Genomic DNA, 24806 nt, shown 5'->3' with positions numbered 1-24806 from the left:
CATGGGCGAGGCGCTTCTTTACGACAGCGCGGCGCGCGCGCTCTGGGTGCTGGTGCTGGCGACCTTGCCGGCGCTGGTGCCGGCCTTGCTGATCGGGCTGGTGATCGGGCTGCTGCAGGCCGCCACCTCCATCCAGGAGGCGACCTTGACCTTCGTGCCGAAGCTGATCGGCGTGTTCCTGGCGCTGATGCTGTTCGGCGGGATCAGCGGCGGGCTGATCGCCGATTTCGCGCGGGAGACGATGGCCGCCATCCCCGACATGGCGCGCTAGGCCGCTTCCCATGGAGCCGGCTTTCGCCCAGTTTCCGATGGAGTCGGAGCCGGAACGCTTCCTGCTGGAGCTTCTGTTCGCCTCCATCCGGCCGGGGGCGGCTCTGGCCGCCTTGCCGGCCCTTGGCGGGCAGTTGATCCCGGTGCGCGTGCGGATCGGGCTGGCGGGGGCCTTCGGCTATCTGCTGCTGGGCACACCGCACCCGCCCGCCGTTCCGCCCGAGCTTCTGGCGCTGGCCGGGCTGGCGGCGATCGCCGGGGAAATCCTGATCGGCGCGGTCGCCGCCCTTGCCCTCCACGCCGCCTTCGCCGCCGCGCTGATCGCCGGGGACTGGCTGGCGCAATCGATGGGTCTGGGCTTCGCGACACTGGTCGATCCCGGCGCGCCGCCGACACCGGTGCTGTCGGCGCTGTTCGCCCTCCTTATCTGGTCGATCTTTCTGGGGAGCGGCGGGCATCTGCTGTTCCTGCAACTGATCGCCGAAAGCTACCGCGCCATGCCGAACGCCGCCGCACTGTTCGAGCCGGAGCGGCTCTGGGCCATCGCCGGCTGGGGCGGATTCGCCTTCGCTTCCGGGCTGATCGCCGCCCTGCCGCTGGGGGCGACGCTGCTGCTCGTCAATCTGGGGCTGGCGGTGGCGGCGCGCTCCGCGCCGCAGCTGAACCTCTTCTCCGTCGGCTTTCCGCTGATGCTGCTGATCGGGCTCGCCGCCTTGCCGGTCGGCCTGCCGGCGCTTTCCGACAGCCTGTCGGGCGCGCTCGCCGCGATGCAGGCGAAAGCCGCCGAGGTGCTGCTTGGCTGAGCAGGCCCCCAAGGACGAGCGCACCGAGGCGCCCACCCCCCGCCGGCGAGAGCAGGCGCGGGAGAAGGGCGACCGCCTCGCCTCGCGCGAACTCGCAACCGCACTCGCCGGCGCCGCCGGGGCCTTATGGCTGTGGGCGGTGGCGCCGGCCTTCGGGGAAGCGATGCACATGGCCTTGTTCGAGGGGTTGCGCTTCGGCCATGCCGAGATCCGCGACTTCCGCCCGGTCGACGCGCTCGCCGCCCGGCTGTGGCCGCTGGCCGGGCCGCTGGCGGCGCTGGCGGCGCTGGCGCTGGTCGCCGCCGTGATGGGTCAGGGCATCACCGGCGGCATCGGCTTCACGCCGGGCCAGCTCGCGCCCAACTGGAGCCGCCTCAATCCGGCCGCCGGCTTCAAGCGCATCTTCGGCAGCCGCGGCCTCATCGAGCTTATGAAGGCGGTGCTGAAGGCGGCGGTGCTGTTCGCCATCGCCGGCTGGACGCTGAAGGGCGCCGTGCCGCTTCTGGCCGGGCTTTCCGCCATGCCGGGGCACAGCGGCGCCTATCTCGCCGCCGGGCTGGCGCTGAAGCTGGTGCTGGCGCTGATCCTGGGGCTGGCGCTGATCGGCGCCGTGGACCTGCCCATCCAGATCCGCCTCTGGCTGCAGCGGCTGCGGATGACGAAGCAGGATGTGAAGGAGGAGATGAAGCAGCAGGAAGGCTCGCCCGAGATGAAGCAGGCGATGCGCCGCCTCGCGCGCGACACGCTGAAGCGCGCCAACCGCGCCGCCATGGCGGATGCGACGGTGGTGCTGACCAACCCCACGCATTTCGCCGTCGCTCTGCGCTACCGGCCGGAACAGGATGCGGCGCCCGTCATCGTCGCGCGCGGGCGCGGCGTGGTGGCGCAAGCCATCCGCGAGCTTGCCGCCGAGCGGGATGTTACAACCTTGTCCTACCCCTCGGTGACGCGGGCGCTCTATTTCACCGGCCGGGTGGGGATGGCGATCCGCGCCGACCTCTATGCGGCGGTCGCCACCATCCTCGCCTTCGTGCTGCGTGTCGGCCAGCCGGGGGCGCAGCCGCCGCCCGCCGAAGCGCCGGACGGCGCCCGTTTCGACGAGCATGGCAGGCCGGAAGGCTGAATTAGCCGCGCGCGGCCAGCAGCTCGGCGTGCAGAAGGGCGACCAGTTCGGCGGCCGGAAGGGCGCGGGCCAGCGGCGCGCCCTGGCCCGCCCATTGCGCGCCGAAGCCATATTCCCCACGGGCGCTGGCCGCCTTGTGCAGCGCCTTCCCGGCGTCGTAGGCGATCGGGTAATCGGGCGGATAATCGGGCGGCTGGCGCCCGCCGGCACTTTCCTCCAGCGCCGTGAAGCGGTTGGGCAGCGAGCGCGCCAGCCGTCCCGAAACCAGCGCCGTCAACCGCGTGTGCGCCGCGCCCGGCCCGGCCAGCGCCCGGCGATAGGCTTCGGCGGCGGCGGATTCCGGGCAGAGGATGAAGGCCGTGCCCAGTTGCGCGGCGACGGCGCCGAGGCTGAGGGCGGCGGCGATTCCGGCCCCGTCCATGATCCCGCCGGCGGCGACCACCGGCAACCTTCCCCGCCGCGCCAGCAGGCGGGTGAGCGCCATGGTGCCCAGGCCGTCGTCCGGGGCGTCCGCATCGAAGGCGCCGCGATGCCCGCCGGCCTCGATCCCCTGCGCCACCAGCAGGTCGATCCCCGCCGCCTCTGCCGCCTCCGCTTCCGCCGGGCTGGTCACGCTCGCCAGCAGCAACAGGCCCGCCTGCTTCAGCGCGGCGAGGACTGGGGCCGGCGGCAGGCCGAAATGGAAGCTGACGACCGGCGGCTTCTCCTCCAGCAGCATGGCCAGCATGTCCGCATCTTCCACGAAGCTCTTGTAGACGGCGTGGAGCGCGCGCGGCGGTTCGGCACCGAAAGCTTCGAACAGCGGCGCCAGCCATTCGATCCAGGCCGTCTCGCGGGCCGGATCCGGCGTTGCGGGGGCGTGGGCGAAGAGGTTGACGCTGAACGGCCGCCGCGTGCGGGCGCGCACTTCCGCGATCATCGCCCGGGCCGAATCGGCTCCGGCCGCGCCCAGCGCGATCGAGCCGAGCCCGCCGGCGTCGGAGACCGCCGCCGCCATCGCCGGGGTGGAAACGCCGGCCATCGGCGCCTGGATCAGCGGAACCGATAGCGAAAGCCGATCGTGCAACATGCCTGCCCCTCGAACTTGATGGTGAAATGGTTCAGCCGAAGGCGGACAGAAATTCTTCCAGCGCCACCATTGCCTGCGGTTCCCCCAGCGTCGGCGCGTGGCCGACGCGCGGCACCGTCACGGTGGAGAGGTTCGGCATCCGCTCGGCCATGCGCGCCTGCGCGGCGGCCGAGAGTATGTCGGAAAGCTCCCCCCGGATCGACAGCAGCGGCCGGTCGCGGTAGCTTTCCAGCGCCAGCCACAGGTCCAGAGCGGCGGAGCTGCTGGCGTTGTTGGGCAGGTTGAAGGGCGCGGCGATCTCCGGATCATAGTCCCAGACAATCCGCCCTTCGCGGCTGACACGGCAGAGGCGCTTGGCGTGCGCCAGCCATTGCTCCAGCGTCCAGTCCGGGTAGATGTCCGCCTGCCGGCGGGCGATGTCGCGCGCGGCGATCAGCCAGCTCTGCCAGTTGCCGCCGCGCCCCAATAGGCCGCGCACGCGCGCCAGCCCCGCTTCTTCCATTTCCGGGCCGACGTCGTTCAGCACCAGCCCGGCGATTCGCTTCTTCTGCGTCACGTCCAGCAGCAGGCCGACGAGGCCGCCGAGCGAGGTGCCGACGATCACGAAGCGGGAAAGGCCCGCATCCTCGATCAGCAGGCTCGTGTCCTGCAGATAGGTGAGCGGCACATAGCTGAGCGGCGTATGGGCATAGCCGGATTCGCCGCGGCCGCGGAAGCTGGTCGCAACCACTCGGAAACGCGGGGAAAAATGCGCGGCGAAGGCATCGAAGTCGCGGACGTTGCGGGTGATTCCGGGCAGGCACAGCAGCGCGGGCCGCTCCGCGCTTCCGGCATAGTCGCGGTAATGCAGGCGCACGCTGTCGCTCGTCCACAGATAGCGGTCGGTATAGGCTGGCTCCACCCGACGTCCTTAAGGCGGGCAACGGCCGAGTGCAATTTCGGCCCGGCTTTTGCCCGACTTTTGACTGCCACTCAGTTTTGGCGCATAAGCGGCGGCGGGATGGCGGGGAACGAGAGAGGAATGGGCTCCGGTGGCCACGAAGGCAAAGGCTCCGCTCGGGTCGAAAAGCGGGGCACGGTCGCAGCAGCGAAGCACGCCACGCGCCGTCAAGGCAGACGCTGAAAGCCGGTCGCGCCGCTACGACCCGGCCGAAACCCGCACCCGCATTCTGGAAGCCGCCTATCTGCTGTTCGGAACGCGCGGCTATTCCAACACCGGCACCGCCGACATCGCCGGGCAGGCGGACGTCTCGGAAGGTTCCATCTTCTACCATTTCGGCTCCAAGCGGGCGCTGCTGGTGGAGCTCGGCAAGCTGCACGGCCAGAAGCTGGTGGCGGCCATGCAGGCCCACGACCCGCTGGACAGCCTCAGCTTCTCCGTCAGCCTGAAGCGCTGCTTCGACTTCTGCGAAGTGAACAATGTGTGGGAAGACGTGGGGCAGGAGAATGCCTGCGCCAAGAGCAAGGCGATCCACAAGCATAGTCCGGAATCCGAACCCTTCTTCCACGCCGCCAAGGAAATGGTGGTGGGCTGGACCAAGGCGCATCTGGATGCGATCGCGCTTCGCCACGGCTCGCGGGGGCTGGACACGGCGGTGACGGCGCCCCTGGTCTTCGCGGCGGTGGGCGAGGCGATGCGGCAATATTTCGCGCCCGGCACCAGCGAAGAGCAGAAGCTGCGGATTCGCGCCGAATGCGTCCGTTTCTGCGCCGCCGCCACCGGCGAAAGCCTGGCCGACGACCCCGCCGCCTGATCCAGCCGGCATGAGCGCCCCCGACTATCGCGCCAGCCGCGCCATCCTCGAGCTGGGGCCGGATTTCTTCGACGCGGTGGAGCCGGCGCCTTTCCCAGCCCATATCCTGCGCTACCGCAACGACCGCGCCGCGCGCAGCGTGGGGCTGGCCGGCCTGTCGGACGCCGACTGGATCGCGTATTTCGGCCGGTTCCAGCCCTTGCCCGACAACCTGCCCCAGCCATTGGCGCTGCGCTACCACGGCCACCAGTTCCGCACCTACAACCCCGAACTGGGCGACGGGCGCGGCTTCCTGTTCGCGCAACTGCTGGATGGGGAGCGGCGGCTGATGGACCTCGGCACCAAAGGCTCCGGCCGCACGCCCTGGTCGCGCTCCGGCGACGGCCGGCTGACGCTGAAGGGCGGGGTCCGGGAAATCCTCGCCACCGAAATGCTGGAGGCGCTGGGCGTCACCACCTCGCGCAGCTTCTCCCTCATCGAAACCGGCGAAGCGCTGGAGCGCGGCGACGAGCCCTCGCCCACCCGCTCCTCGGTGCTGGTGCGATTGTCGCACAGCCACATCCGCTATGGCAGCTTCCAGCGGCTGGCGGCGCTGGAGCAGCCGGCGAACCTCGAGAAGCTGACCCTCTACGCGCTGGAGCACGTCGCCCGCCGCGACCCCGGCGCGGACCCCTATGCCACGCTGATGCACTACGCCGTGGAAGGCGCCGCGCGGCTGGTAGCTGAATGGCATGTCGCCGGCTTCGTGCACGGCGTCCTCAACACCGACAATATGAACATCTCCGGCGAAAGCTTCGACTACGGCCCCTGGCGCTTCCTGCCGCGCTGGGAAGCCGGCTTCACCGCCGCCTATTTCGACCATTTCGGCCTCTACGCCTTCGGCCGGCAGGCAGAAGCCCTACACTGGAACCTCGTCGAACTGGCAAAAGCGCTGCGCCATGTGGCGCAAGCCGAAAGCCTGCTGCCCGCCCTCCACCGCTGGCCGGAACTGGTGGCGCAAGCCGTCCGCCGGCAGGCCCTGTGGCGCCTCGGCCTGAAGCGCGCAGCGCCCGAGGCCGAGGAATCGCTCGTTCGCGCTTTCGAGGTGGGAATGGCGGAAAGCGGCCTCCAGCCGGACGCCGTCTGGTTCGCCTTCCGAGGCGGCCGCATACCCTCCGCGCCGCACCCGGCCTTCGGCGCATTCCTGGAAGCGCTGGCGGGCTTCGAACCCCTGGAAGGCGCTTTGGACCACGCCTATTGGGGCGACGCCCAGCCCGCCACCCTCCTCATCGACGAGGTGGAAGCGCTGTGGGAACCGATCGCCAGCCGCGACGACTGGTCGGCGCTGGACCTGAAGATCGCAGCGGTGCGGCGGATGGGGGAAGCGTTGGCTGGGACAGCCTGAGGGGGCTTTTGCCTCCGGCGGCCAGGGCTTTGCCCCCCGTCGCCGGATGGCGACATACAGAAGTCCGAAGGGGCTTTGCCCCTTCACCCCAGCAGGGAAATGATTTCCCTGCACCCTCTTTTCTTCAGGTGAGTGCGGAACCGGCCAGGTCGGGCATGTGAAGATAATCGATTGCCTGCGGCGCTTTACACCCCACTTCCCCGTCACCCCGGGCTTGACCCGGGGTCCAGCTTGCGCGCGCGCCGAGGTTCGCCGATCATGCCCGAATGGCGGGCCAAACAGCTGGACCCCGGGTCAAGCCCGGGGTGACGGGTGAAAGCGGTCGGTTGAAAATCCACAAGGTCAGCGCCGCAGGCAGTAAACCCTGCATCCACCCCAACCTCGCCGCATCACCCCAAGAATCGGGGGTGCAGGGGCGTCACGCCCCTGCTGGGTCCAGGGCAAAGCCCTGGCCGCCGGAGGCAAGCGCGCACCCTCAAACAGGCCGCGTCCAGATCCACCCGGCGATCGCCGCCATAGCACTAGCCACCCCCAGCGCCAGCGGCCAGTCCGGCCGGGCGGTCAGGAAGAACACCGCATAGCCGCCCGCCATGCCGCCGGTGGCGAACAGCTTGCCGCGCAGCGGGATGGCGCCTCGGGCGCGCCAGTCGCGGACGAAGCCGCCGAATCGCGGGTGGTTCAGGATCCAGGCTTCCAGCCGCGGCGAGGAGCGGGCGAAGCAGCCGGCGGCGAGGATGAGGAAGATGGTGGTGGGGAGCAGCGGCACCACCGCCCCCACCAGCCCGAGGCCGGTCAGGAACAGCCCGGCCGCGAGCCACAGCCCGCGGGTGAACCGGCTTGAGGAAGGCCGGCCCGGCGGAGGCGGCTCGCCCGTCAGCGCCTAGTGCCCATGGGTGTTGGCTTCCCCGGCGCTCCAGCCGAGGCCGGCGCCACCTTCGCCTTGCCCGTCCGCCCACCAGTGGTCGGGGCGCTTGCGGGCGGTGGGGGCCAGTTCGTCCAGCGTCGCCGCGTCGTAGAGGCGGCCGCCGAGCATCACCTGCGCCACCTTCTCGCTGTTGCGGATGTCGTCCAGCGGGTTGGCGTCGAGCAGGATCAGGTCGGCGAGCTTGCCCGGCTCCAGCGAGCCGATGTCCTTCGCCATGCCCAGCGATCGCGCCGGCACGATGGTGCCGGCCTGCAGCGCCTGCAGCGGGCTCATGCCGCCGCGCACGAAGCTCCACAGCTCCCAGTGGGCGGCGATTCCGGGCTGCTGGCCATGGGCGCCGATGGAGACGAGGATGCCCTTGTCGGCCAGCCGCTTCGCCTCGCGGGCGGCGATCCGCTCGAAATACTGGTCGTCGGGGGCGATGGGGCGGCGGATGCTTTCGGCCAGCACCCCGGGCGGGGTGTGGGCCTTCAGCAGCGGCTGCTCGAAGATGTCGGTGTGGGCGCGCCAATAGGGGTCGGCCCCCAGTCCGCCGAAGGAGACGACGAGGGTGGGGGTGTAGTTCACCTTCGAGCCCGTCCAGAGCTGCATCACATCCTCGTAGAATCGCTCGACCGGCAGATTATGCTCGAAGGTGGCGTTGCCGTCGACGATGTGGGTGATGCCCAGCCCGAACAGTGAGCCGCCTTCGGCCACCACCTGCATCCGCTCGCGCCGGCCGGCCTCGATCACCTGCTGGCGCTGCTCGCGGCGGGGCTGGTTGTAGTTCTTGATCGACAGCGCCCCTTGCGCCTTCAGCCGGCGCGCGTGCGCCAGCGCGTCGTCCAGCGCGTTCACCTCGGCGAACACCCGGGCGGACTTAGCGCCATAGACGATCTCGCCGGTGGAAAAGATGCGCGGCGCGAGGAGCTTGCCGGCCTGCTGATACTCCTTTGCCGCGAACACCTCGCTGGCGCGGCTGGAGGGGTCGTGGATGGTGGTGGTGCCCAGCGCCAGCGCCTGCATCTGCACCCAGTTCTGCTCGGGGATCAGCTCCGTGCCGGTGCCGAACGGGCCATGGGCATGGGCGTCCACCAGCCCGGGCATGATGGTTTTGCCGGTCGCGTCGATGCGGGTGGCACCGGCGGGGATGGCAACGCTGGCTGCCGGGCCGACGGCGAGGATTCGGTCGCCCCGCACCAGCAGAGTGCCGTTTTCGATCACCCCGCCATCGGCGCCGGCCATGGTCAGGATTCGGGCGCCGGTCAGCGCGACCGTGCCGCCGGGCTTGTCGGCAGACACCTCCATCGCCAGCGAGACGCCGCTCGTGGGCGGCGTGAAGCCGGCGGCTTCCTTGCGTGTGGGGCCGCTCTGGAACAGGGCCGCGCTGTCGACCTGATAATAGCTCGGCCCCATGCTCCAGCCGAGGCGCCTGCCGTCGGCCGACCAGTCCAGCCAGTCGGCGCCGTTGCGGCTGGCGCGCACCACCGGCATCGCGCTGGTGCGGGCGTCGGCCGGCACGTCCTGCGGCCCGGGCAGCAGCGGCATCACATGCGCCTCGTAATTTTGGCGGAAGGCAAACAGGCGGCCGTCCGGCGCAGCGCGGAAGTCCGTCGCCATCTCGCCGCTGGCATGGGTGCGGCGGGCTTCGCCGTTCAGGTCCATGCTGACGAGGGTCTGCTTGCCGCTGGCGGAGCCGTTGGCGAACAGGCGATCGTTTTCCGCGCCGAAGTGCGGCGCGGTCACGCCCGTCGCCACGCGCACCGGCGTGCCGCCGGCGGTGGCCACCCGCCAGACGCCCGGCTCGCCCGCGCCGGAGGAAGATGTCAGGCCCCCCCCCCTGCGGATTTCAAAGGCGAGGGTCTTGCCATCGGGCGAGAAGGCCAGGCGGCCGTAATGGCCCGGCGCCGACACCAGCGTCTTGCCCGCGCCGCCGCCCGGCCCGGTCACATGGATCTGCCCCAGGCCGCTGTCCGTCCAGCGCACATAGGCGAGGCTTCGCCCGTCGCGTGACCAGGCCGGGAACAGTTCGCGCGCATGGTCGTTGCCGCTCGTCAGCCGCCGCGCCGCGCCGCCGGGGGCGGGCTTCAGCCACAGCTTGCCAAGGCTTTCGAACGCCAGCGTGCGGCCGTCGGGGGAGACGCTGGCGAAGCGCGCCATCTTCGTGGTGAAGCGGTCGGGCGAGACTTCGATCTCCGGGTGGAGGGGGGCCACTACGTCGCGGCTGTCGGTCACGCGGAAGGGGATTTCCCGGAGATTGGCGCCGGTCACGTCCACCCGCTTCAGCTTGCCATTGCCCCAGAAGACGATGGAGCGGCTGTCCGGAGTCCAGGCGATGTTGGGATAGACGCCGGTGACCGCCCAGGTTTCCTGCATGTCGCGGTCGAGATCGGCCACCAGCCGGGTCTCGCGTCCGCTGGCGAGGTCGCGCACGAACAGGCTGGAGGCGGTTCGCTCGCGGCGGATGAAGGCGATGGACCTGCCGTCGGGCGAAGGAGTCGGCCGCACCGCGCCGCCGGGGGCGGAAATCACCGTGGAGATTTCGCCGGTCGCGATGTCCACAGCCTCGACCGCGAACAGCGCGGTGTTCGAATCCTGCGCATATTCGAAGATCGGCCCCGGCGAGACGTTGCGGGTGTAATAGATGCGCCGGCCGTCGGGGGAGAAGGCTGGCTCCCCCAGTTCCTTCTGCGCCTGTTCCGACGCCCGCTTCACCAGCAACTGCCCGCCGCCGCCCGAGACATGGTAGAGCCATATCTCCCCGGTGCCGAGCGAGCGCTGGGTGGTGAAATGCTTCTTGGCGGCGATGAACTGCCCGTCCGGCGACCAGTCCGGCTGGTAGAGCAGGCGGAAATCCTCCTTCGTCACCTGCCGCTTGTCGGAACCGTCGGCGTTCATCACCCAGATATTGTCGCCGCCCCCTCGGTCGGAAGTGAAGGCGATGCGCCGCCCGTCCGGCGAGAAGCGCGGCTGCACTTCCCAGGCGAGCCCCTCGGCGATGCGGGTGGCGGTGCCGCCGCCGATCGGCAGCGTGTAGATGTCGCCCAGCAGGGCGAAGGCGATGCTGCGGCCGTCAGGGGAGACGTCGAGGTCGAGCCAGCTTCCCTCGTTCACATCGATGGCCACCTGCGACAGCTTCGCGCCGCCGGCGGTCATCACGTCCCATTTCGGTTTCTCGGCGGCCTGCGCCAGCGCAGGCGCCGAGAGTCCGATCAGAAGCGCACCCAGCAATTTTTTCATTCGCCACTCCCTGACCGATTATGATTCCGGGGAACCCTAAGGTCGAGGGAGGGCAAGGGAAAGGCTTCAGTATACGAAGTTCGCGCTTGTCTTGGCTTTCACCTCGTCGGCCGTGACGCCCGGCGCCGTCTCGACCAGCCGGAAGGGGCTGCCCTTGCGGTCCGGCCGCTCGAACACGGCGAGGTCGGTGATGACGACGTCGACGACGTTGCGGCCGGTCAGCGGCAGGGTGCATTGGGGGATGAACTTCGGCCGCCCGGCCTTGTCCACATGCTCCATCAGCACGACGATTCGCGGCGTGCCGGCCACCAGATCCATGGCGCCGCCCATGCCCTTCACCATCTTGCCCGGCACCATCCAGTTGGCGAGGTCGCCATTCTCCGCCACTTCCATGGCGCCCAGGATGGACAGATCCATATGGCCGCCGCGGATCATGGCGAAGCTGTCGGCGCTGCTGAAATAGCTGGTGCGCGGAAGCTCGGTCACGGTCTGCTTGCCGGCGTTGATGAGGTCGGCGTCCGCCTCGCCCTCCCACGGGAACGGCCCCATCCCCAGCATGCCGTTTTCCGACTGCAAGGTGATGTCGAGGTCGCCGGCGTGGTTCGCCACCAGCGTCGGCATGCCGATGCCGAGGTTCACATAGAAGCCGTCCTTCAGCTCGCGCGCGGCGCGCGCGGCCATTTCATCGCGTGTCCAGGGCATCAGGCGGCCTCCCTTTTCCGAACCGTCAACTGCTCGATGCGCTTTTCGAACTGCCCCACGAACACGCGCTGCACGAAAACGCTCGGCGTGTGGATCAGGTCCGGATCCAGCGCCCCGTCCTCCACGATCTCCTCCACCTCGGCCACCGTCACCTTGCCGGCGGTCGCCGCCATCGGGTTGAAGTTGCGCGCCGTCTTGCGGAACACGAGGTTGCCGAAGCGGTCCGCCTTCCAGGCTTTCACGATGGCAAGGTCGCCGACGATGCCGCGCTCCAGGATGAAGGTGTCGCCGTCGAACTCCTTATGCTCCTTGCCCTCGGCCACCAGCGTGCCGACGCCGGTGCGGGTGTAGAAGCCGGGGATTCCGGCACCGCCGGCCCGCATCCGCTCGGCGAGCGTGCCCTGCGGGCAGAATTCCAGCTCCAGCTCTCCGTTCAGATACTGGCGCTCGAACTCCTTATTCTCGCCCACATAGGAGGAGATCATCTTCTTCACCTGCCGGGTTTCCAGCAGCACGCCGAGGCCGAAGCCGTCCACGCCGGCGTTGTTGGAAACCACCGTCAGATTCTTCACCCCCGCCGCGCGGATGGCCGCGATCGAATTTTCCGGAATGCCGCACAGACCGAAGCCGCCCGATACGATCGTCATGCCGTCGAACAGCAACCCGTCTAGCGCGGACGCCGCATCCTCATAGACCTTGTTCGCCACTGGACCTCCCCAAAATTGAAAGGCGATTCGGGTTTCAGATATATCGAAACCCGCTCCGGCTCCAGCCCCCCACTAGCCTCTTGCAACTCCGCCTGCCATGGCAATCCGCATGTTCGCCACGACTCCCTCCCCGCTTTACCTCGCCCGCCACGCGGAGACGGTGTTCAACCGCGCCCGGCGCATGCAGGGCAACGACGCCCACACCCCGCTGACGCGCGACGGAATCGCCCAGGCGGAAGCGATGGGCGAGGCGCTGCGCCTGCACTTCGCCGAAAGCGGCGAGCCGCTGCCCGAGATCTGGGCCTCGCCCGCCGGCCGCACCTTGCAGACGGCCTCCATCGTCGCCGAGCATCTGGGGCGGACTTTCTTCGACATCCGCCAGGACCCCCGCCTGCGCGAGATCGAAGTCGGCCGCTGGACGGGGCGCGACTATGCCGCGATCGTCGCCGACGAAGGCGAGATCATGGACCGGGAGCATCGGCTGTTCCGAATGCCGATCCCCGAGGGCGAGCATTATGCCGACATCGCCGGCCGGCTTTCCGGCTGGCTGGCGCAGGCGGGCGCCGCCCCGGCGCTGGTCATCAGCCATGGCATCACTTCCCGCGTGCTGCGCGGCCTGCTGGTGGGCGGACGTGCCTATGCCGGCGTGGAGATCGCCGCCGACCTGCCGCAGGGCAGCATCAGCCGGATCGCCGACGGCGCCGAGCGGGCGCTGCACATCGGCAGTGGTGCCTCCGGGCCGCGCGCGGCCTGAACGCAGGAAGGGCGCCGCCACCCCCCGGTAGCAGCGCCCTTGCACACCGATATCCCCCCAAGCGGGGATATCAGCGCTTGACCCGCAATTGCCGCCGCCGCAGGCGCATGGCGCGGGCGGTGGCGAAGCTGGACGCCAGCAACAAGGCGAGGATCGCGAAACCCCCGATTTGCATCGTCTGGGACGTTGCCGCGTGCACCGGGGCCGCGTGCACCGGGTTTGCAAGCACCATGGCGCCTACCGTTGCGCCGAAGCCCAATTGCCACATCCGAACCGAACCTCTGTTTTGCCGCCCCGACCCTGACGGCGGCGAGCGGGGCTTTATCCGGCGATCGCCCCGATGGCGAGTGAACGACTGTTACACGCGGAAGCTGCGCGCCAACTGGCGATTTCCCACGATTTCGGCTATGGGCCGGCCATGCCCACCGAACTGATGTCCATTCCGGGCGCCGCGGAAGCGGTTCCCGTGCCCCGCGACACGCCCGCGCGCGCCGACGGCCTGACCGACCTCGTCGGCCTGCCGCGCGCCGCCATTGCCGACCTGCTGCTGGAAGCCGGCCTCGCCGAGCCGAAGCAGGCAAAGATGCGCGCCAAGCAGATCTGGGGCTGGATCTACAACCGCGGCGCCACCGACTTCGCCCATATGTCCGACCTGTCGAAGCCGCTGCGCGAAGGGCTGGCGCACCATTTCGTCGTCGGCCGCCCGGAAGTGGTGGAAGCGCATGTCTCGACGGACGGCACGCGCAAATGGCTGCTGCGTTCCGCCGGCGAGGAATATGAAATGGTGTTCATCCCCGACGCCGACCGGGGCACGCTCTGCGTCTCCTCGCAGGTGGGCTGCACGCTCAACTGCCGATTCTGCTTCACCGGCACGATGAAGCTGGTGCGGAACCTGACCCCATCGGAAATCGTCGGGCAGGTGATGCTGGCGCGCGACAGCCTGGGTGAATGGCCCTCCCAGCCCGATGGCCGGCTGCTGACCAACATCGTGATGATGGGCATGGGTGAGCCGCTCTACAATTTCGAGCATGTCCGCGACGCGCTGAAGATCGTGATGGACGGCGACGGCCTCGCCCTTTCCAAGCGGCGCATCACCCTGTCCACCTCGGGCGTCGTGCCGATGATGGCGCGCGCCGGGGAAGAGATCGGCGTGAACCTCGCCGTCTCGCTGCACGCCGTCACCAAGGACGTCCGCGACGAGATCGTGCCGCTCAACCGGAAATATGGCATCGAGGAACTGCTGCAGGCCTGCGCCGACTATCCCGGCGCCAACAACGCCCGGCGCATCACCTTCGAATATGTGATGCTGAAGGACAAGAACGACCGCGACGAGGACGCGCACGAACTCGTCCGCCTCATCAAGAAATACCGCCTGCCCGCCAAGGTGAACCTGATCCCCTGGAACCCCTGGCCCGGCGCCCCCTTCGAAACCTCGGACGAGCGGCAGGTCCAGCGCTTCTCCGACATCGTCTACCAGGGCGGCATCTCCGCCCCCATCCGCCGCCCGCGCGGCCGGGACATCATGGCCGCCTGCGGGCAGCTCAAAAGCTCGTCCGAAAAGATAAGCCGCGCGGAGCTGGACCGGCGGGCGGCGGAGAAGGAAGCGGCCTGGTAAGGGGTTTTGCCTCCGGCGGCCAGGGCTTTGCCCTGGACCCAGCAGGGGCGTGACGCCCCTGCACCCCCGATTCTCGGTTAAAGGCGGCGAGGTCGGGCTGGGGGCAGGATTCATTGCCTGCGGCGCGGACTCTATGGAGTTTCAACCGCCATCTCCACCGTCACCCCGGGCTTGACCCGGGGTCCAGCTTCCGCGCGCGCTAAGGTTCGCCGATCATGCCCGAATGGCGGGCAAAAACAGCTGGACCCCGGGTCAAGCCCGGGGTGACGAATGCAGCAGTTCCAAAGCGCCGCAGGCAATCGATCCCTTCATCGGCACAGCGCCGCAATCGATCCACCCAGGCAAACCAAAAGAGGGTGCAGGGAAATCATTTCCCTGCTGGGGTGAAGGGGCAAAGCCCCTTCGGACATCTTAGTGTCGCCATCCGGCGACGGGGGGGCAAAGCCCTGGCCGCCGGAGGCAAAAACAAAAAACCTCAGACCGACCCCGCCATCCGCAACACCAGCTCCCATTCCGCATCGCGCACCGGCACGACGGACAGCCGCGACTGGCGGATCAGCTGGAAGTCGGCCAGCGCCGGTTCGGCTTTCATGGCCGCCAGCGTCACCGGCTGCGGCAGCTTGCGCACGGGCTGGACGGAAACCGCCACCCATTTGCCGCTTTCGTCGGTGGGGTCGGGGTAGGCTTCGCGGCTGATGCGGCAGATGCCCACCACCTCCTTGCCGATGTTGGAGTGGTAGAAGAAGGCTTCGTCGCCCACTTTCATGGCGCGGAGGTTCAGGCGGGCCGCGTTGTTGCGCACGCCGTTCCAGACGGTTTCGCCTTCGGCGACCAGTTGCGCCCAACTGTAGACGTCGGGTTCGGATTTCAGCAGCCAGCGGTTCATCGGGCGATCGTCCTTTCGTGGATGGCCGTCAGGCCGGCCTTGTAGTCCGGGTGCCGCAGCCGGTAGCCGAGCGCGCGGCGCAGCTTCTCGCCGGAGACGAGGCGGCGCTCCGTCCAGAAGCGGCGCGCCATGGGGGACAGCGCCGCGTCGTCCAGCGCCAGAAGCGGCGGTGGTGGGGCGCCGAGCAGGGCGCAGGCGTATTCGGTGATGCGGGCGGGTTCTTCCGGGTGCGTGTCGGCGATGTTCAGCGGGCCGCGCCAGTCGGCGGCGATGGCGGCCAGTGTGGCGCCGGCTATGTCTTCCACATGCACGCGGCTGAAGCGGTGGCCGGGGCGGAGCACGCGCTTGGCGGTGCCGGCGCGCACCTGCTCCAGCGCGGAACGGCCGGGGCCGTAGATGCCGGGCAGGCGCAGCACCGCCGCGCCCAGTTCCTGCCAGCGCAGGTCGGCGGCGGTGCGGGCGGTTCGCCGGCCGTGGCCGACGGGGGCGCTTTCGTCGACCCAGGCGCCGCCGGCGTCTCCGTAAACGCCGGTCGAGGAGAGATAGCCGAGCCAGCCTTCATGGGCGCGCAATTGCCCGCCGAAGCGGGCGAGAACCGGGTCGTCGCCGTCCGCGGTTTCCGATTCCGGCGGGACGGAGGAGAGGATGTGCGTGGCGGCGGCGATGCGGTCCGGCAGGTCGGGGCTGTCGAAGCGGATCAGGCCCGGCCCGCCGCTGCGCGTCACGCCGGTGACGGAAAGGCCGGCGGCCCGGGCGGCGTTGGCGATGAAGGTTCCGGAATAACCCTGTCCGAGGATGAGCAGCATGCTATGCTCCTAACGCCCGACGGCCTGTGGCGCCAAGTGAAAGGAAAGCCGATATGACCGACCGCCTGCCCGAAACCGAGAATTGGGTCCGCATGTCGGGCGTCAGCCGGCGCGCGGCGCTGGGCGGCGGCGCGGCGGCGTTCGGCTATGCGCTGGCGGCGCAGCCGGTCAGCGCGGCGGCGACCCGCACGCCGGCGGAGGGGCTGGAGGAGGGGATGATCCGCTTCCCGGCCGCGGGCGGATTTCAGATGAACGCCTATCGCGCGAAGCCGAAGGGGGTGAAGAACCCGCCGGTGATCCTGGTGGTGCAGGAGATTTTCGGCCTGCACGAATGGATTCGCGACGTGACGCGCCGCTTCGCTGCCTTGGGCTATTACGCCATCGCGCCCGACATGTACCAGCGGCAGGGCGACCCGACGACCGCGCCGGACGTGCAGACGCTGGTCAAGACCATCGTCTCGCAGGTGCCGGACGCGCAGGTGATGGCCGATCTGGATGCGGCGGCGGCCTTCGCCGGCAAGGATGGCGGCGATGCGAAGCGGCTGGGGGTGACGGGTTTCTGCTGGGGCGGGCGGATCACCTGGCTTTACGCCGCGCACAATCCGGGGCTGAAGGCGGGGGTCGCCTGGTATGGCCGGCTGCTGGGCCAGCCGAACGAACTGCAGCCGAAGCATCCGATCGACGTGGTGGCGGATCTGAAGGCGCCGGTGCTCGGCCTCTATGGCGAGCTGGACAAGGGCATTCCGCTGGCGGACGTGGAGAAGATGAACGCGGCGCTGAAGGCGGCCGGCTCGAAGAGCCATATCCGCGTCTTTCCCGGCGCCGACCATGGCTTCCTGGCCGATTACCGGCCGAGCTTCCACGAGGCTTCCGCCAAGGCGGCCTGGGCCGATGCGACGCAATGGTTCAAGCGCTTCCTGTAGGCGGGCGGCTCTTCCCTATCCCGTCACCCCGGGCTTGACCCGGGGTGACGGAGTGGGGAGCGGACTTGTCGTGCACTCCCTAGCGCCGCAGGCAGTCACCCGGCATCACGCGCACAAGGCCGGGTGCAATCCACTCACGCAAACCAAAAGAGGGTGCAGGGAAATCATTTCCCTGCTGGGGTGAAGGGGCAAAGCCCCTTCGGACATCTCAGTGTCGGCCATCCGGCGACGGGGGGGGGCAAAGCCCTGGCCGCCGGAGGCGAAAACCCTATTTCTTCTCCTTGATTTCCGGCTGCCACCGCAATGCGCCGTGCCCCGTCACTTCGACCGGCAGGTAGGCGCCTTGCCCCAGCGGCTTCACCACGCCGTAGCTGAGCCCGGTCATCTCGACGTCCATCACGAAATCGCCCAGCCGCTTGGCGGTCAGCGCCTTGTCGATCTTGCCTTTGAGCTTGTTGAGGTCGTTGGCGAAATTCTGCGTGAGGGCGGTTTCGATTTCCGCGATCACGGCCGGCGACTGGGCGACGGCCAGCACCAGATTGCCCGCCATCCGGTCGGCGCTGCCGGCCACCTGCAGATCCCGCACCTTTACGACGGGGGAGCTTGGCTCGTTCCAAGGCACGCCCGTCAGCCACACCTTGCCCTTGGTGGGCACGCCGAACTTCGCGCTTTGCGCCTCGATCGGCAGGCCGATCGCCAGCCGCCCGCCTTCGGTGGCGTAGATGGTGGGCGGGCCGAATCCGGCCTTCACGTCGCCGATGGCCGGCACCGGGATCGGCTTCGCCGCCAGCCTGGTCAGCGCCTTTTCCAGCACCGGCTCCAGCTGGGCGTAATCGGCGATGACGGGGGCTATCACGCGGAATCCGGTCGGCCCGTCGATCCGGCCTGAAGGCGGAAGCGGGGTGGCGATCGGGTCGGGCGGCCGGTTGCCGACGAACGTCTCGACGCCGGATTCCAGTTCCAGCCGCAGCACGAGATCGCGGGCGTTCACATGATAGCCGCCATAGCTCAACTGTTTGGGCGTCAGCCGCATCCAGACGGGCGGGTTCTTCGCATTCAGCTCCAGCGAGGTGAAGCCTTTGGCCCAGGCCTGTTCCAGTTGCGCGCGCGGCTGCAGCTTGCGCAAGTGGCCGGGGATGGAGGCCTCCAGCCGCTCGATGACCTTGTGCAATTCCGGGTCGGCGCGTCCGGCGAAGGTGAAGCGCCTGCCCAGCAGCTCGATTCCGGGCTTCTTCGTCCAGTCATAATCGATCGTCACCTTCGCGGTCGGCTGCCAGTCGGGCGTCATGCCCAGCCGGATGTTCGCCCGCACCTCGGCATCGGCATCGGCGCTTTCCGAAAGGACGCGGCCCACGTCGCGCGCCTCGACATGGCCGGACACCGGCATGCGCAGATGGATCATGTCGCCGTTGCCGGAAAGCCGGATCGGCCCGCGGGTGACGGTGCCGACGATGCGGCAGCTCATCGAAGGGGTGATCGCGGCATTCTTCCGCCCCACCTTGCAGGGCACGTCGCGGCATTCCTCCCCCTTGCAGGGGCGTTCATGCTTCAGGCAGACGGTGATGCGGGCCGGCGGAACGCAGACTTTTTCCTGCTGGTCGATGGAATAGAGCGTCGCCGGGATTTCCCGGTTCAGCTCGGCTTCCAGATCGGAGAGGCTGGCCTTCACCGGCACCACCACCCGCGAGGTGACGACCGGCACTTCGGCGCTTTCCTCCACGCGCGGTGGAGCCCCGGGATCGCCGCGGTTGCAGGCGGCCAGCAGCGCCAGAACCGCGATCAGGCCAGCCTTGATGCCTTTTCCGTTCCGCATATGCCCCCTCCTGGTGCGGCCTGTCTTTCCGCGCCTTATAAATCCTGAAGAAAAGCCAGCATCGCTTCGCCCAGCTCCGGGCGGGTCACGGCCGACATATGGTTGCCGGGAATCTCCACGTAGCGGGCGCCGGGAATGCGGGCGGCGAGATCGGGGGCCGAGCCATTGTCCCGGTCGTCCGCGCCGCAGACGACCAGCGTCGGCAGGGCGAGCCCGGCGAGGGTCGCCTCCGCCGTGCTCTGCTGGCCTTGCAGCAGGTGGACGATCGCGTCGGGGTTTTCGATGCTGGCCTTCATGAAGGCCTCGGCGGTGAATTCCGCGGTGCCGCGCGCCCAGGTGCCGCGCCCCTCGATCATGCGGATGAACCATTGCCCGCGTTCGGAGCCGCCGGTAATTCCGGCCAGCCCCATGCCGCCCAGCATGAGGGCGCGCGGGCGAAGCCCCCGCGCCAGCAGCCGGAGCGAGGTGCGGGCGCCCAGCGAATAGCCGCCCAGCACGAAATCGGTGCCGAGGTTCAGTTGGGCGATCAGCGCCTCGATGTCCTGCGCCAGCACGTCGGCCGGCCAGGCTTCGGGGTCCGCCGGGGTGTCGCTGCCGCCATGGCCGCGAAAATCCGGCAGGATCAGGCGGTAGCCGGCGTCGGCCAGCCGCTTCGCCGTGCCATAGCGGACCCAGTTGGTCCGGGCGCTGGAGAACAGCCCGTGCAGCAGAAGCATGGCCGGGCCTTCGCCCATCTCGGTGCAGGCAAGCCGGGTGCCGTCGAATCCGGCGAAGTCGCGTGTCTCAGCCATGAAAAAATGCATGCCCGCGCGCGTGGGCGCACGCAAGCCCGCTGGCTTGCCCTTGCGAAGCGGCGGTGCCGGGGCCATTCTTGTGGGCGAGAGAGACCCCTCCTGCTGACGAGAAAGCTGAGATGGCAACAGAAACGAAGTTGAAGCTGGACGCGCCCGAGCCGGTGGCGGCGGTGGCGCCGGAAGCGGCGGCTGGTCTTGTTCCCCTGTCCGAAGGTGTGAAGAGCGAACTGGAGACGCGGGTGGACGGCTTCATCGCCGCCCTCGTCGCGCAGGATGCCAACAGCCCGGAATTCGGCAAGCAGGTGGATCGCCTCGCCAATCTCGGCCAGCAGCAGATCGCCGAGGCCGCCGGCCAGTCCAACCGCTTCCTCGACCGGCCCGTGCGGGCGATGGAGAAGGAAAATGGAATCGGCGCTGACCTCAGCCAGCTTCGCCGCACGGTGGAGGACCTGGACCCGTCGAAGCGCGGCAGCCTGACCACGCGCAAGAAGATCTTCGGGGTGATCCCCTGGGGCGACAAGGCGCGCGACTATTTCGACAGCTACAAGTCCGCCCAGGGGCATATCTCGACGATCCTGAAGAGCCTGTCGAACGGCAAGGACGAACTGCTGCGCGACAATGCGGCGATCGACACCGAGCGCAAGGCGCTGTGGGAATCGATGGGCAAGCTGGAGCAGATGATCCACATGTCGAAGCTGCTGGACGGCAAGCTGGAAGCCGCCGCCATCGAGCTCGATACCGCCGACCCGATGAAGGCCAAGGCCATCCGCGAGACGGCGCTGTTCTACACCCGCCAGCGCACCACAGATCTGCTGACGCAGATGGCGGTGTCGGTGCAGGGCTATCTGGCGCTGGACCTTGTGAAGAAGAACAATGTCGAGCTGCTGAAGGGCGTGGACCGGGCGTCCACCACCACCGTGTCCGCGCTGCGCACGGCGGTGACGGTGGCGCAGGCGCTGACCGGGCAGAAGCTGGTGCTGGACCAGATCACCGCCCTCAACACCACGACGGCCAATGTGATCGAGGCGACCGGGGTGATGCTGCGCACCCAGACGGGCGAGATCCACAAGCAGGCGGCCAGTTCCACCATTCCCATCGAGACGCTGAAATCGGCCTTCCAGAACATCTACCAGACGATGGATTCGATCGACCAGTTCAAGGCGCAGGCGCTGGAATCGATGAAGTCCACGGTGAATGTGCTGAGCGAGGAAGTGGAGAAATCCAAGGGCTATATCGCCCGGGCCGAAGGCATGGCGCAGATCGAAGGGCGCGGGCCCCAGGCGGCGCTGCCGCCGCTTTCGCCGGTCGGGTCCTGACGTGATGGCCATGCTGCCGGAAACGCGCGACGCGCTGGCGCGCTACGACGCCTGGCTGGCGCGCACGGTGAAGTCGCCCGACCATATGGCGGCGCAGGCGCGCCGGCTGGAGCGGTCGGCCCGCTCCGTGGGGCGCCGCCTCAGGAACATGATCTTCGGCGTGTTCGCGGTGGTGCTTGGCGCCTTCCTCTATGGCAATCTGGTGGCGCCGCTGGGCTTCGTCGGGCTGATGCTGACGCTGGTGGCGGTGCTGGGGGTGATGGTGCTGTTCGCCTCCTGGCCGGCGCCGAAGGCCCCCAGGCTGGAAAAGCTGCCCGAAGCGCCGCTCGCAACCCTGCCCGCCAAGATCGAGACCTGGCTGGAAGCCCAGCGCCCGGCCCTGCCCGCGCCCGCCGCGCGCGAGGTGGACATGGTGATGATGCAGCTCAATCGCCTCGCCCCCGAGCTGAAGCAGCTCGACCCGGCGACGGCGGAGGCCGACGACGCCCGCCGCCTGCTATCGGACCATCTGCCGCGGCTGGTGAAAAGCTATGCCGAAGTGCCGGCGACGCACCGGGCGACGGCCGAGGCGCAGGCGCATTTCCGCGAGGGGCTGCAAGTGGTGGGCAGCGAGCTGGAGCGGCTGACGACCGACCTCGCCCGCGAGCGTATCCGGGCGCTGGAAACCGAAGGGCGCTTTCTGGAAAGCCGCTACGGGCCTTCGAAGAAGAAGTGAGCGGAACCGCCTGATCGCGCCCATGCCCCGAAACGGGCCACACACGCTTGTCACCCGCTCGCCGGGGTCTTAGGCCTTGTGCTCTATTGAAGCGGAGGGGCGGATGGCTTCGAACAAGGTTGGTTTCGGCGCAATTCTGGCACTGGGACTGTTGGGGGCCTGCGCCTCCTCGCCGGCGCCGAAAGCGGTTCCGGCTCCGCCCACCAGCCTCGCCGAAGTGGGCGAGCTTCGCCCCGGCATGGGCTTCGCCAAGGGCTATCTGGCGCCCGAGGCCCTGCCCGACAGCCTCGCGCTTCTGCCGGCGCCACCGGCCGCGGGCACGTCCGCCTTCGCGGCCGACGAGGAAGCGCTGGCGAACGCCCTGCAAGCCCCCGCCGACCGCTTCCAGAAGGCCACTTCCGATGCGGACCTGCACTGGCCGCATGTCCTTTCTTCCTATGAGGCGATCCTCGGCACCCCGGTGTCCGGGCAGACCACCCCGCACACGGCGATGCTGCTGCAGCGGGCGATGGCCGACGCCGGGCTTTCCACCTACCGGGCGAAAACCCATTACAACCGCGTCCGCCCCTTCGCGCTGAAGAATGTGCCGAGCTGCACGCCGGGGGATGAAGCGGCGCTGCGCAACGACGGTTCCTACCCGAGCGGCCACACCGCCATCGGCTGGATCATCGCGCTGGTGCTGACGGACCTCGCGCCGCAGAAGACCAACGAACTGCTGCAGCGCGGTTACGACTTCGGCCAGAGCCGGGTGATCTGCCGGGTCCACTGGAAGAGCGATGTGGAAGCGGGCCGGCTGATCGCCTCGGCCACCTTCGCGCGTTTGCAGGCCGATCCGGTGTATCAGGCGCAGCGCGATCTGGCGCGGGCGGAAGTGGCGCGCGCCCTCAAGCCCTAATTCGAATCGAATCGGCGCGGGTCGACCAGCTTCGCGCAATCCGCCGCCAGCGGCGGGGCAACGCCGGCCGCCAATGCCGCCACCTGCTCGGCGAGCAGGGGCGCCAGCGCGAAGCCGCGCCCGCCCAGCGCTGTCAGCGCGAAACGCCCGCTGCCCAGCGTGCCCGCCATCGGCTGATGGTCCCCGGCGGCGGCGCGAACCCCGGCGGCGGCACCCAATGCCGCACCCTCCAGCCGCGCCGCGACATCGGGCATCGCCCGCGCCAGCCCGGCGAGATTGCTGGCCTGATCATCCGCCCGAATGGATGGGTCGGCGTCTCCGCGCCCATGGGTGGCGCCGAACAGCAGGCCCTCCTCGGTGGGGATCAGATAGCCGCCCCAGCTTGTCGGCGGCGCGCCCGGTGGCAGCGCGGCGGTGCTGACCTGGCCGCGAATCGGCCGCAGCGGCAGGCCAGAAAGCGCGGCGGTCGGGTAACCGGCGGCCAGCAGCAGCGCGTCGAAAGGGCCCTCCGTGCCCAGCCACCAGCCATCGGACATGTGGCGCGGGGCTTCTACCGGCCCTTCCTCCACCTCGCCCAGCCAAATGGCGCGCAGGCGCCCGGGTGAAATCACCAGCGCGTCGGCCATGTGCAGCGCATCGCCCTGCAACCGCAGCGAGCCTTGCGGAAACAGGCCGGAAGCGATGGTCGCCTCGGCACGGGCAATCTCATTCGGTTTCAGCCGGCGGATCGCGCCTTCCGCGATGACGGCCTCCGGCGCTTCCCGGCGGACCAGCGCGACGGAGCGGAGAAAGGCCTGCGCGTGCAGCCGTGCCGGAACCCCGCTTCCGGCCGCCAGACGCGGCGAAACCAGCGCCGCCGGATTGCCGGAGGCCATCGCCCCATGCGCGAAGATGCGCGCCTGTAACCCCAGCCGCCGCGCCGCCCGAGCCAGCGAAGCCCCGGCGATTCCGGCGCCGACGATGGCCAGACGCGGGCTTGCCGGATCGGCCGGCGCACCCGGCATCCGCGCCTCAATCCGCTCCCGCTTGCCGGTGAAGCCCGGCAGCCGCTCGACGGCGAAGCCGGCCGCCGCCAACCCCCGGCGAACGGCACCGGCCGCGCTCCATGTTGCCGCCTGCCCGCCTGCAGCCGCCCGCGCGCCCACCAGCGCCAGCACCTCGTCCGTCCACATGGCGGGGTTTTTGGCGGGAGAGAATCCGTCCAGGAACCAGGCGTCCGCCCGGCCTTGCCAGCCGGCCAGCGCCGGCCTCACATCCATCAGCGCCAGATCGAGCGTGGCGCCCAGCGCCGGAAAATCGAAGCGGTGCCAGCCATGCCGCTGTTGCGGCCATTGCCGCAGCAATGGCGCAGCAAGGTCGCCCAGTTCCGGAAAGGCCGCCAGCGCCTGCGCGGCCTCTTCCCGGCGCAGCGGATAGCCTTCCACCGAGAACAGGTGCAGCGTGGCGTCCGCCGGCTTATGCTGCGCCCAGAGGTGCAGCAACGCCAGCATGTTGAGGCCCGTTCCGAACCCCAGTTCCGCCACGGTGAAATGCTTGCGCCCAGCCCAGCGCTCCGGCAGGCCGCAGCCGGCGAGGAAAACCGCACGGCTCTGCGCCAGCGCGCCCGCGCGCGCGGCATAGACATCCCCGAAGCGGCGCGAGACGAGGGCGCCATCCTCGAAGGCGGCACCCGGATCGGTGTCGCTCACTCCGGCAGGCGGCGCGCCGAGCGGATGGGAACCGGCTTCTCGATCATCTGCCCCTTCATCGCCCCCGCGCCTTCGGTCGCGGAAACCGGGGCGGCGAGGATCTTCTTCACCACGTCCATCCCCTCCACCACATGCCCGAACACCGCGAAGCCGGCGTTGTCGCCCTGGGCGGCCGGATTGGCGTCCAGCGTCGAGAGATCGCCGAGGATGATGAAGAAATCGCCCTGCGCGCTGCCCGGCGCTCCGCGCGCCATCGAAACCGCGCCTTCCTTGTGGGAAAGCCCGGTCTTCGTCGTCGGCTCATGCGCGATCGGCGGCAGCATCCGCTTCGGGTCGGACTTGGCGCCCCCCTGCACCAGCCCCAGATCGGGGCGGCCGGGGAAGTTCAGCGCGCGGTAGAAGCTCGTTCCGTCGAACTTCTTCTGCTCCACATATTTCAGGAAATTGGCGCTGGTGACCGGCGCGCGCTCCGTCTCCACGGCGATCACGATCGGGCCGTCGGCGGTTTCCAGCCGGACCTTCGCCGTCTGATACTGGGGCGCGGGCTGTTCCGGCGCGACCGGCACGGCGGGCGTTTCCTGCGCGAAGGCGGGAGCGGCGGTCAGCAGCAGGGCTGCGGCAAGGGCATTGCGAATCATGGCAGAC

23 protein-coding genes are annotated in these 24806 nt (G+C 69.2%); 11 read left to right on the top strand and 12 right to left on the bottom strand.

What is annotated here, in order from left to right; genetic code table 11:
- Window position 1: 1 nt before the first annotated feature.
- Genes L6Q21_RS13275 through L6Q21_RS13265 form a run of 3 tightly spaced genes read left to right on the top strand, consistent with a single transcriptional unit; the run spans window position 2 to window position 2196 of the window.
- On the top strand, window positions 2-271 hold the full coding sequence (locus tag L6Q21_RS13275) for a flagellar biosynthetic protein FliQ (protein ID WP_237831246.1): 270 nt from the start codon (window positions 2-4) through the stop codon (window positions 269-271).
- A 10-nt stretch (window positions 272-281) separates the two neighbouring features.
- Window positions 282-1073: a flagellar biosynthetic protein FliR gene (locus tag L6Q21_RS13270; protein ID WP_237831245.1), complete on the top strand. Its 792-nt coding sequence runs from the start codon at window positions 282-284 to the stop codon at window positions 1071-1073.
- Window positions 1066-2196, top strand: coding sequence for an EscU/YscU/HrcU family type III secretion system export apparatus switch protein (locus L6Q21_RS13265; RefSeq protein WP_237831244.1), 1131 nt, complete (start codon window positions 1066-1068; stop codon window positions 2194-2196). The genes L6Q21_RS13270 and L6Q21_RS13265 overlap by 8 nt, the downstream gene beginning before the upstream one ends.
- 1 nt (window position 2197) lies before the next feature.
- Here the strand turns inward: L6Q21_RS13265 and L6Q21_RS13260 are convergent, their stop codons facing one another.
- Both L6Q21_RS13260 and L6Q21_RS13255 read right to left on the bottom strand, forming a co-directional pair.
- Window positions 2198-3265 (bottom strand): NAD(P)H-dependent flavin oxidoreductase, encoded by a 1068-nt coding sequence (locus L6Q21_RS13260; protein ID WP_237831243.1) that lies wholly within the window; start codon window positions 3263-3265, stop codon window positions 2198-2200.
- A 31-nt stretch (window positions 3266-3296) separates the two neighbouring features.
- Entirely contained in the window at window positions 3297-4166 is an 870-nt protein-coding gene (locus L6Q21_RS13255) for an alpha/beta fold hydrolase (protein WP_237831242.1), read from the bottom strand.
- Between the two features lie 130 nt (window positions 4167-4296).
- On the opposite strand from L6Q21_RS13255, the gene L6Q21_RS13250 reads away from it, so the two are divergent.
- Window positions 4297-5019, top strand: a complete 723-nt coding sequence (locus L6Q21_RS13250; RefSeq protein WP_237831241.1) for a TetR/AcrR family transcriptional regulator — start codon at window positions 4297-4299, stop codon at window positions 5017-5019.
- Between the two features lie 10 nt (window positions 5020-5029).
- Entirely contained in the window at window positions 5030-6403 is a 1374-nt protein-coding gene (locus L6Q21_RS13245; RefSeq protein ID WP_237831240.1) for a protein adenylyltransferase SelO family protein, read from the top strand.
- Between the two features lie 475 nt (window positions 6404-6878).
- Here L6Q21_RS13245 and L6Q21_RS13240 read toward each other — a convergent pair whose 3' ends face one another.
- The 4 genes from L6Q21_RS13240 to L6Q21_RS13225 form a co-directional block, all read right to left on the bottom strand.
- A complete protein-coding gene (locus tag L6Q21_RS13240) occupies window positions 6879-7223 on the bottom strand; it encodes a YbaN family protein (protein WP_237831306.1) in 345 nt (114 codons plus the stop codon).
- 60 nt (window positions 7224-7283) lie between these two features.
- Window positions 7284-10547: an amidohydrolase family protein gene (locus L6Q21_RS13235; RefSeq protein WP_237831239.1), complete on the bottom strand. Its 3264-nt coding sequence runs from the start codon at window positions 10545-10547 to the stop codon at window positions 7284-7286.
- Window positions 10548-10613: 66 nt separating this feature from the next.
- Entirely contained in the window at window positions 10614-11249 is a 636-nt protein-coding gene (locus L6Q21_RS13230) for a 3-oxoacid CoA-transferase subunit B (protein ID WP_237831238.1), read from the bottom strand.
- A complete protein-coding gene (locus L6Q21_RS13225; RefSeq protein ID WP_237831237.1) occupies window positions 11249-11956 on the bottom strand; it encodes a CoA transferase subunit A in 708 nt (235 codons plus the stop codon). The genes L6Q21_RS13230 and L6Q21_RS13225 overlap by 1 nt, the downstream gene beginning before the upstream one ends.
- A gap of 97 nt (window positions 11957-12053) precedes the next feature.
- Here L6Q21_RS13225 and L6Q21_RS13220 point away from each other — a divergent pair, with 97 nt between their 5' ends.
- Together L6Q21_RS13220 and rlmN are read left to right on the top strand one after the other, a co-directional pair.
- The gene (locus tag L6Q21_RS13220) at window positions 12054-12710 is read left to right on the top strand and encodes a histidine phosphatase family protein (protein WP_237831236.1); all 657 of its coding nucleotides are present in this window, start codon (window positions 12054-12056) and stop codon (window positions 12708-12710) included.
- Between the two features lie 433 nt (window positions 12711-13143).
- Window positions 13144-14325 carry a dual-specificity RNA methyltransferase RlmN gene (gene rlmN / locus L6Q21_RS13215; protein ID WP_237831305.1) on the top strand — a complete coding sequence of 394 codons (1182 nt, stop codon included), beginning with the start codon at window positions 13144-13146 and terminating at the stop codon, window positions 14323-14325.
- A 475-nt stretch (window positions 14326-14800) separates the two neighbouring features.
- On the opposite strand, the gene L6Q21_RS13210 is transcribed toward rlmN, so the two are convergent.
- Window positions 14801-15211, bottom strand: coding sequence for an EVE domain-containing protein (locus tag L6Q21_RS13210; RefSeq protein ID WP_237831235.1), 411 nt, complete (start codon window positions 15209-15211; stop codon window positions 14801-14803).
- Window positions 15208-16017, bottom strand: a complete 810-nt coding sequence (locus L6Q21_RS13205; protein WP_237831234.1) for a Rossmann-fold NAD(P)-binding domain-containing protein — start codon at window positions 16015-16017, stop codon at window positions 15208-15210. The genes L6Q21_RS13210 and L6Q21_RS13205 overlap by 4 nt, the downstream gene beginning before the upstream one ends.
- 53 nt (window positions 16018-16070) lie before the next feature.
- Between L6Q21_RS13205 and L6Q21_RS13200 the strand changes: the two genes are divergently transcribed.
- Window positions 16071-16940 carry a dienelactone hydrolase family protein gene (locus L6Q21_RS13200; RefSeq protein ID WP_237831233.1) on the top strand — a complete coding sequence of 290 codons (870 nt, stop codon included), beginning with the start codon at window positions 16071-16073 and terminating at the stop codon, window positions 16938-16940.
- 268 nt (window positions 16941-17208) lie between these two features.
- On the opposite strand, the gene L6Q21_RS13195 is transcribed toward L6Q21_RS13200, so the two are convergent.
- Both L6Q21_RS13195 and L6Q21_RS13190 read right to left on the bottom strand, forming a co-directional pair.
- Window positions 17209-18753 (bottom strand): DUF4403 family protein, encoded by a 1545-nt coding sequence (locus L6Q21_RS13195; protein WP_237831232.1) that lies wholly within the window; start codon window positions 18751-18753, stop codon window positions 17209-17211.
- Between the two features lie 35 nt (window positions 18754-18788).
- On the bottom strand, window positions 18789-19544 hold the full coding sequence (locus L6Q21_RS13190) for an alpha/beta fold hydrolase (RefSeq protein WP_237831231.1): 756 nt from the start codon (window positions 19542-19544) through the stop codon (window positions 18789-18791).
- Window positions 19545-19666: 122 nt separating this feature from the next.
- On the opposite strand from L6Q21_RS13190, the gene L6Q21_RS13185 reads away from it, so the two are divergent.
- From L6Q21_RS13185 to L6Q21_RS13175, 3 genes are all read left to right on the top strand, one after another.
- Entirely contained in the window at window positions 19667-20863 is a 1197-nt protein-coding gene (locus L6Q21_RS13185; protein WP_237831230.1) for a toxic anion resistance protein, read from the top strand.
- A 1-nt stretch (window position 20864) separates the two neighbouring features.
- Entirely contained in the window at window positions 20865-21578 is a 714-nt protein-coding gene (locus L6Q21_RS13180; RefSeq protein WP_237831229.1) for a hypothetical protein, read from the top strand.
- Between the two features lie 103 nt (window positions 21579-21681).
- A complete protein-coding gene (locus tag L6Q21_RS13175) occupies window positions 21682-22473 on the top strand; it encodes an acid phosphatase (RefSeq protein ID WP_237831228.1) in 792 nt (263 codons plus the stop codon).
- Here the strand turns inward: L6Q21_RS13175 and mnmC2 are convergent.
- Both mnmC2 and L6Q21_RS13165 read right to left on the bottom strand, forming a co-directional pair.
- The gene (gene mnmC2 / locus L6Q21_RS18145) at window positions 22470-24161 is read right to left on the bottom strand and encodes a tRNA (5-methylaminomethyl-2-thiouridine)(34)-methyltransferase MnmC2 (protein ID WP_237831227.1); all 1692 of its coding nucleotides are present in this window, start codon (window positions 24159-24161) and stop codon (window positions 22470-22472) included. The genes L6Q21_RS13175 and mnmC2 overlap by 4 nt on opposite strands.
- Window positions 24158-24799, bottom strand: coding sequence for a peptidylprolyl isomerase (locus L6Q21_RS13165; protein WP_237831226.1), 642 nt, complete (start codon window positions 24797-24799; stop codon window positions 24158-24160). Before L6Q21_RS13165 ends, mnmC2 begins: the two co-directional genes overlap by 4 nt.
- Window positions 24800-24806: the final 7 nt, after the last annotated feature.

This window comes from Sandaracinobacteroides sayramensis (assembly GCF_022014495.1).
GTDB lineage: Bacteria > Pseudomonadota > Alphaproteobacteria > Sphingomonadales > Sphingomonadaceae > Sandaracinobacteroides > Sandaracinobacteroides sayramense.
The sequence above is the reverse complement of the archived record's forward strand: the minus strand, read 5'-3'. Positions and strand labels throughout refer to the sequence as shown.

Excerpts from the sequence above, each read along its gene's own strand:
- L6Q21_RS13275 (WP_237831246.1), top strand. The coding sequence starts at position 2 with ATGGGCGAGGCGCTTCTTTACGACAGCGCGGCGCGCGCGCTCTGGGTG.
- L6Q21_RS13270 (WP_237831245.1), top strand. The coding sequence starts at position 282 with ATGGAGCCGGCTTTCGCCCAGTTTCCGATGGAGTCGGAGCCGGAACGC.
- L6Q21_RS13260 (WP_237831243.1), bottom strand. The coding sequence starts at position 3,265 with ATGTTGCACGATCGGCTTTCGCTATCGGTTCCGCTGATCCAGGCGCCG.
- L6Q21_RS13245 (WP_237831240.1), top strand. The coding sequence starts at position 5,030 with ATGAGCGCCCCCGACTATCGCGCCAGCCGCGCCATCCTCGAGCTGGGG.
- L6Q21_RS13235 (WP_237831239.1), bottom strand. The coding sequence starts at position 10,547 with ATGAAAAAATTGCTGGGTGCGCTTCTGATCGGACTCTCGGCGCCTGCG.
- L6Q21_RS13230 (WP_237831238.1), bottom strand. The coding sequence starts at position 11,249 with ATGCCCTGGACACGCGATGAAATGGCCGCGCGCGCCGCGCGCGAGCTG.
- L6Q21_RS13220 (WP_237831236.1), top strand. The coding sequence starts at position 12,054 with ATGGCAATCCGCATGTTCGCCACGACTCCCTCCCCGCTTTACCTCGCC.
- rlmN (WP_237831305.1), top strand. The coding sequence starts at position 13,144 with ATGTCCATTCCGGGCGCCGCGGAAGCGGTTCCCGTGCCCCGCGACACG.
- L6Q21_RS13210 (WP_237831235.1), bottom strand. The coding sequence starts at position 15,211 with ATGAACCGCTGGCTGCTGAAATCCGAACCCGACGTCTACAGTTGGGCG.
- L6Q21_RS13205 (WP_237831234.1), bottom strand. The coding sequence starts at position 16,017 with ATGCTGCTCATCCTCGGACAGGGTTATTCCGGAACCTTCATCGCCAAC.
- L6Q21_RS13200 (WP_237831233.1), top strand. The coding sequence starts at position 16,071 with ATGACCGACCGCCTGCCCGAAACCGAGAATTGGGTCCGCATGTCGGGC.
- L6Q21_RS13195 (WP_237831232.1), bottom strand. The coding sequence starts at position 18,753 with ATGCGGAACGGAAAAGGCATCAAGGCTGGCCTGATCGCGGTTCTGGCG.
- L6Q21_RS13190 (WP_237831231.1), bottom strand. The coding sequence starts at position 19,544 with ATGGCTGAGACACGCGACTTCGCCGGATTCGACGGCACCCGGCTTGCC.
- L6Q21_RS13185 (WP_237831230.1), top strand. The coding sequence starts at position 19,667 with ATGGCAACAGAAACGAAGTTGAAGCTGGACGCGCCCGAGCCGGTGGCG.
- L6Q21_RS13175 (WP_237831228.1), top strand. The coding sequence starts at position 21,682 with ATGGCTTCGAACAAGGTTGGTTTCGGCGCAATTCTGGCACTGGGACTG.
- L6Q21_RS13165 (WP_237831226.1), bottom strand. The coding sequence starts at position 24,799 with ATGATTCGCAATGCCCTTGCCGCAGCCCTGCTGCTGACCGCCGCTCCC.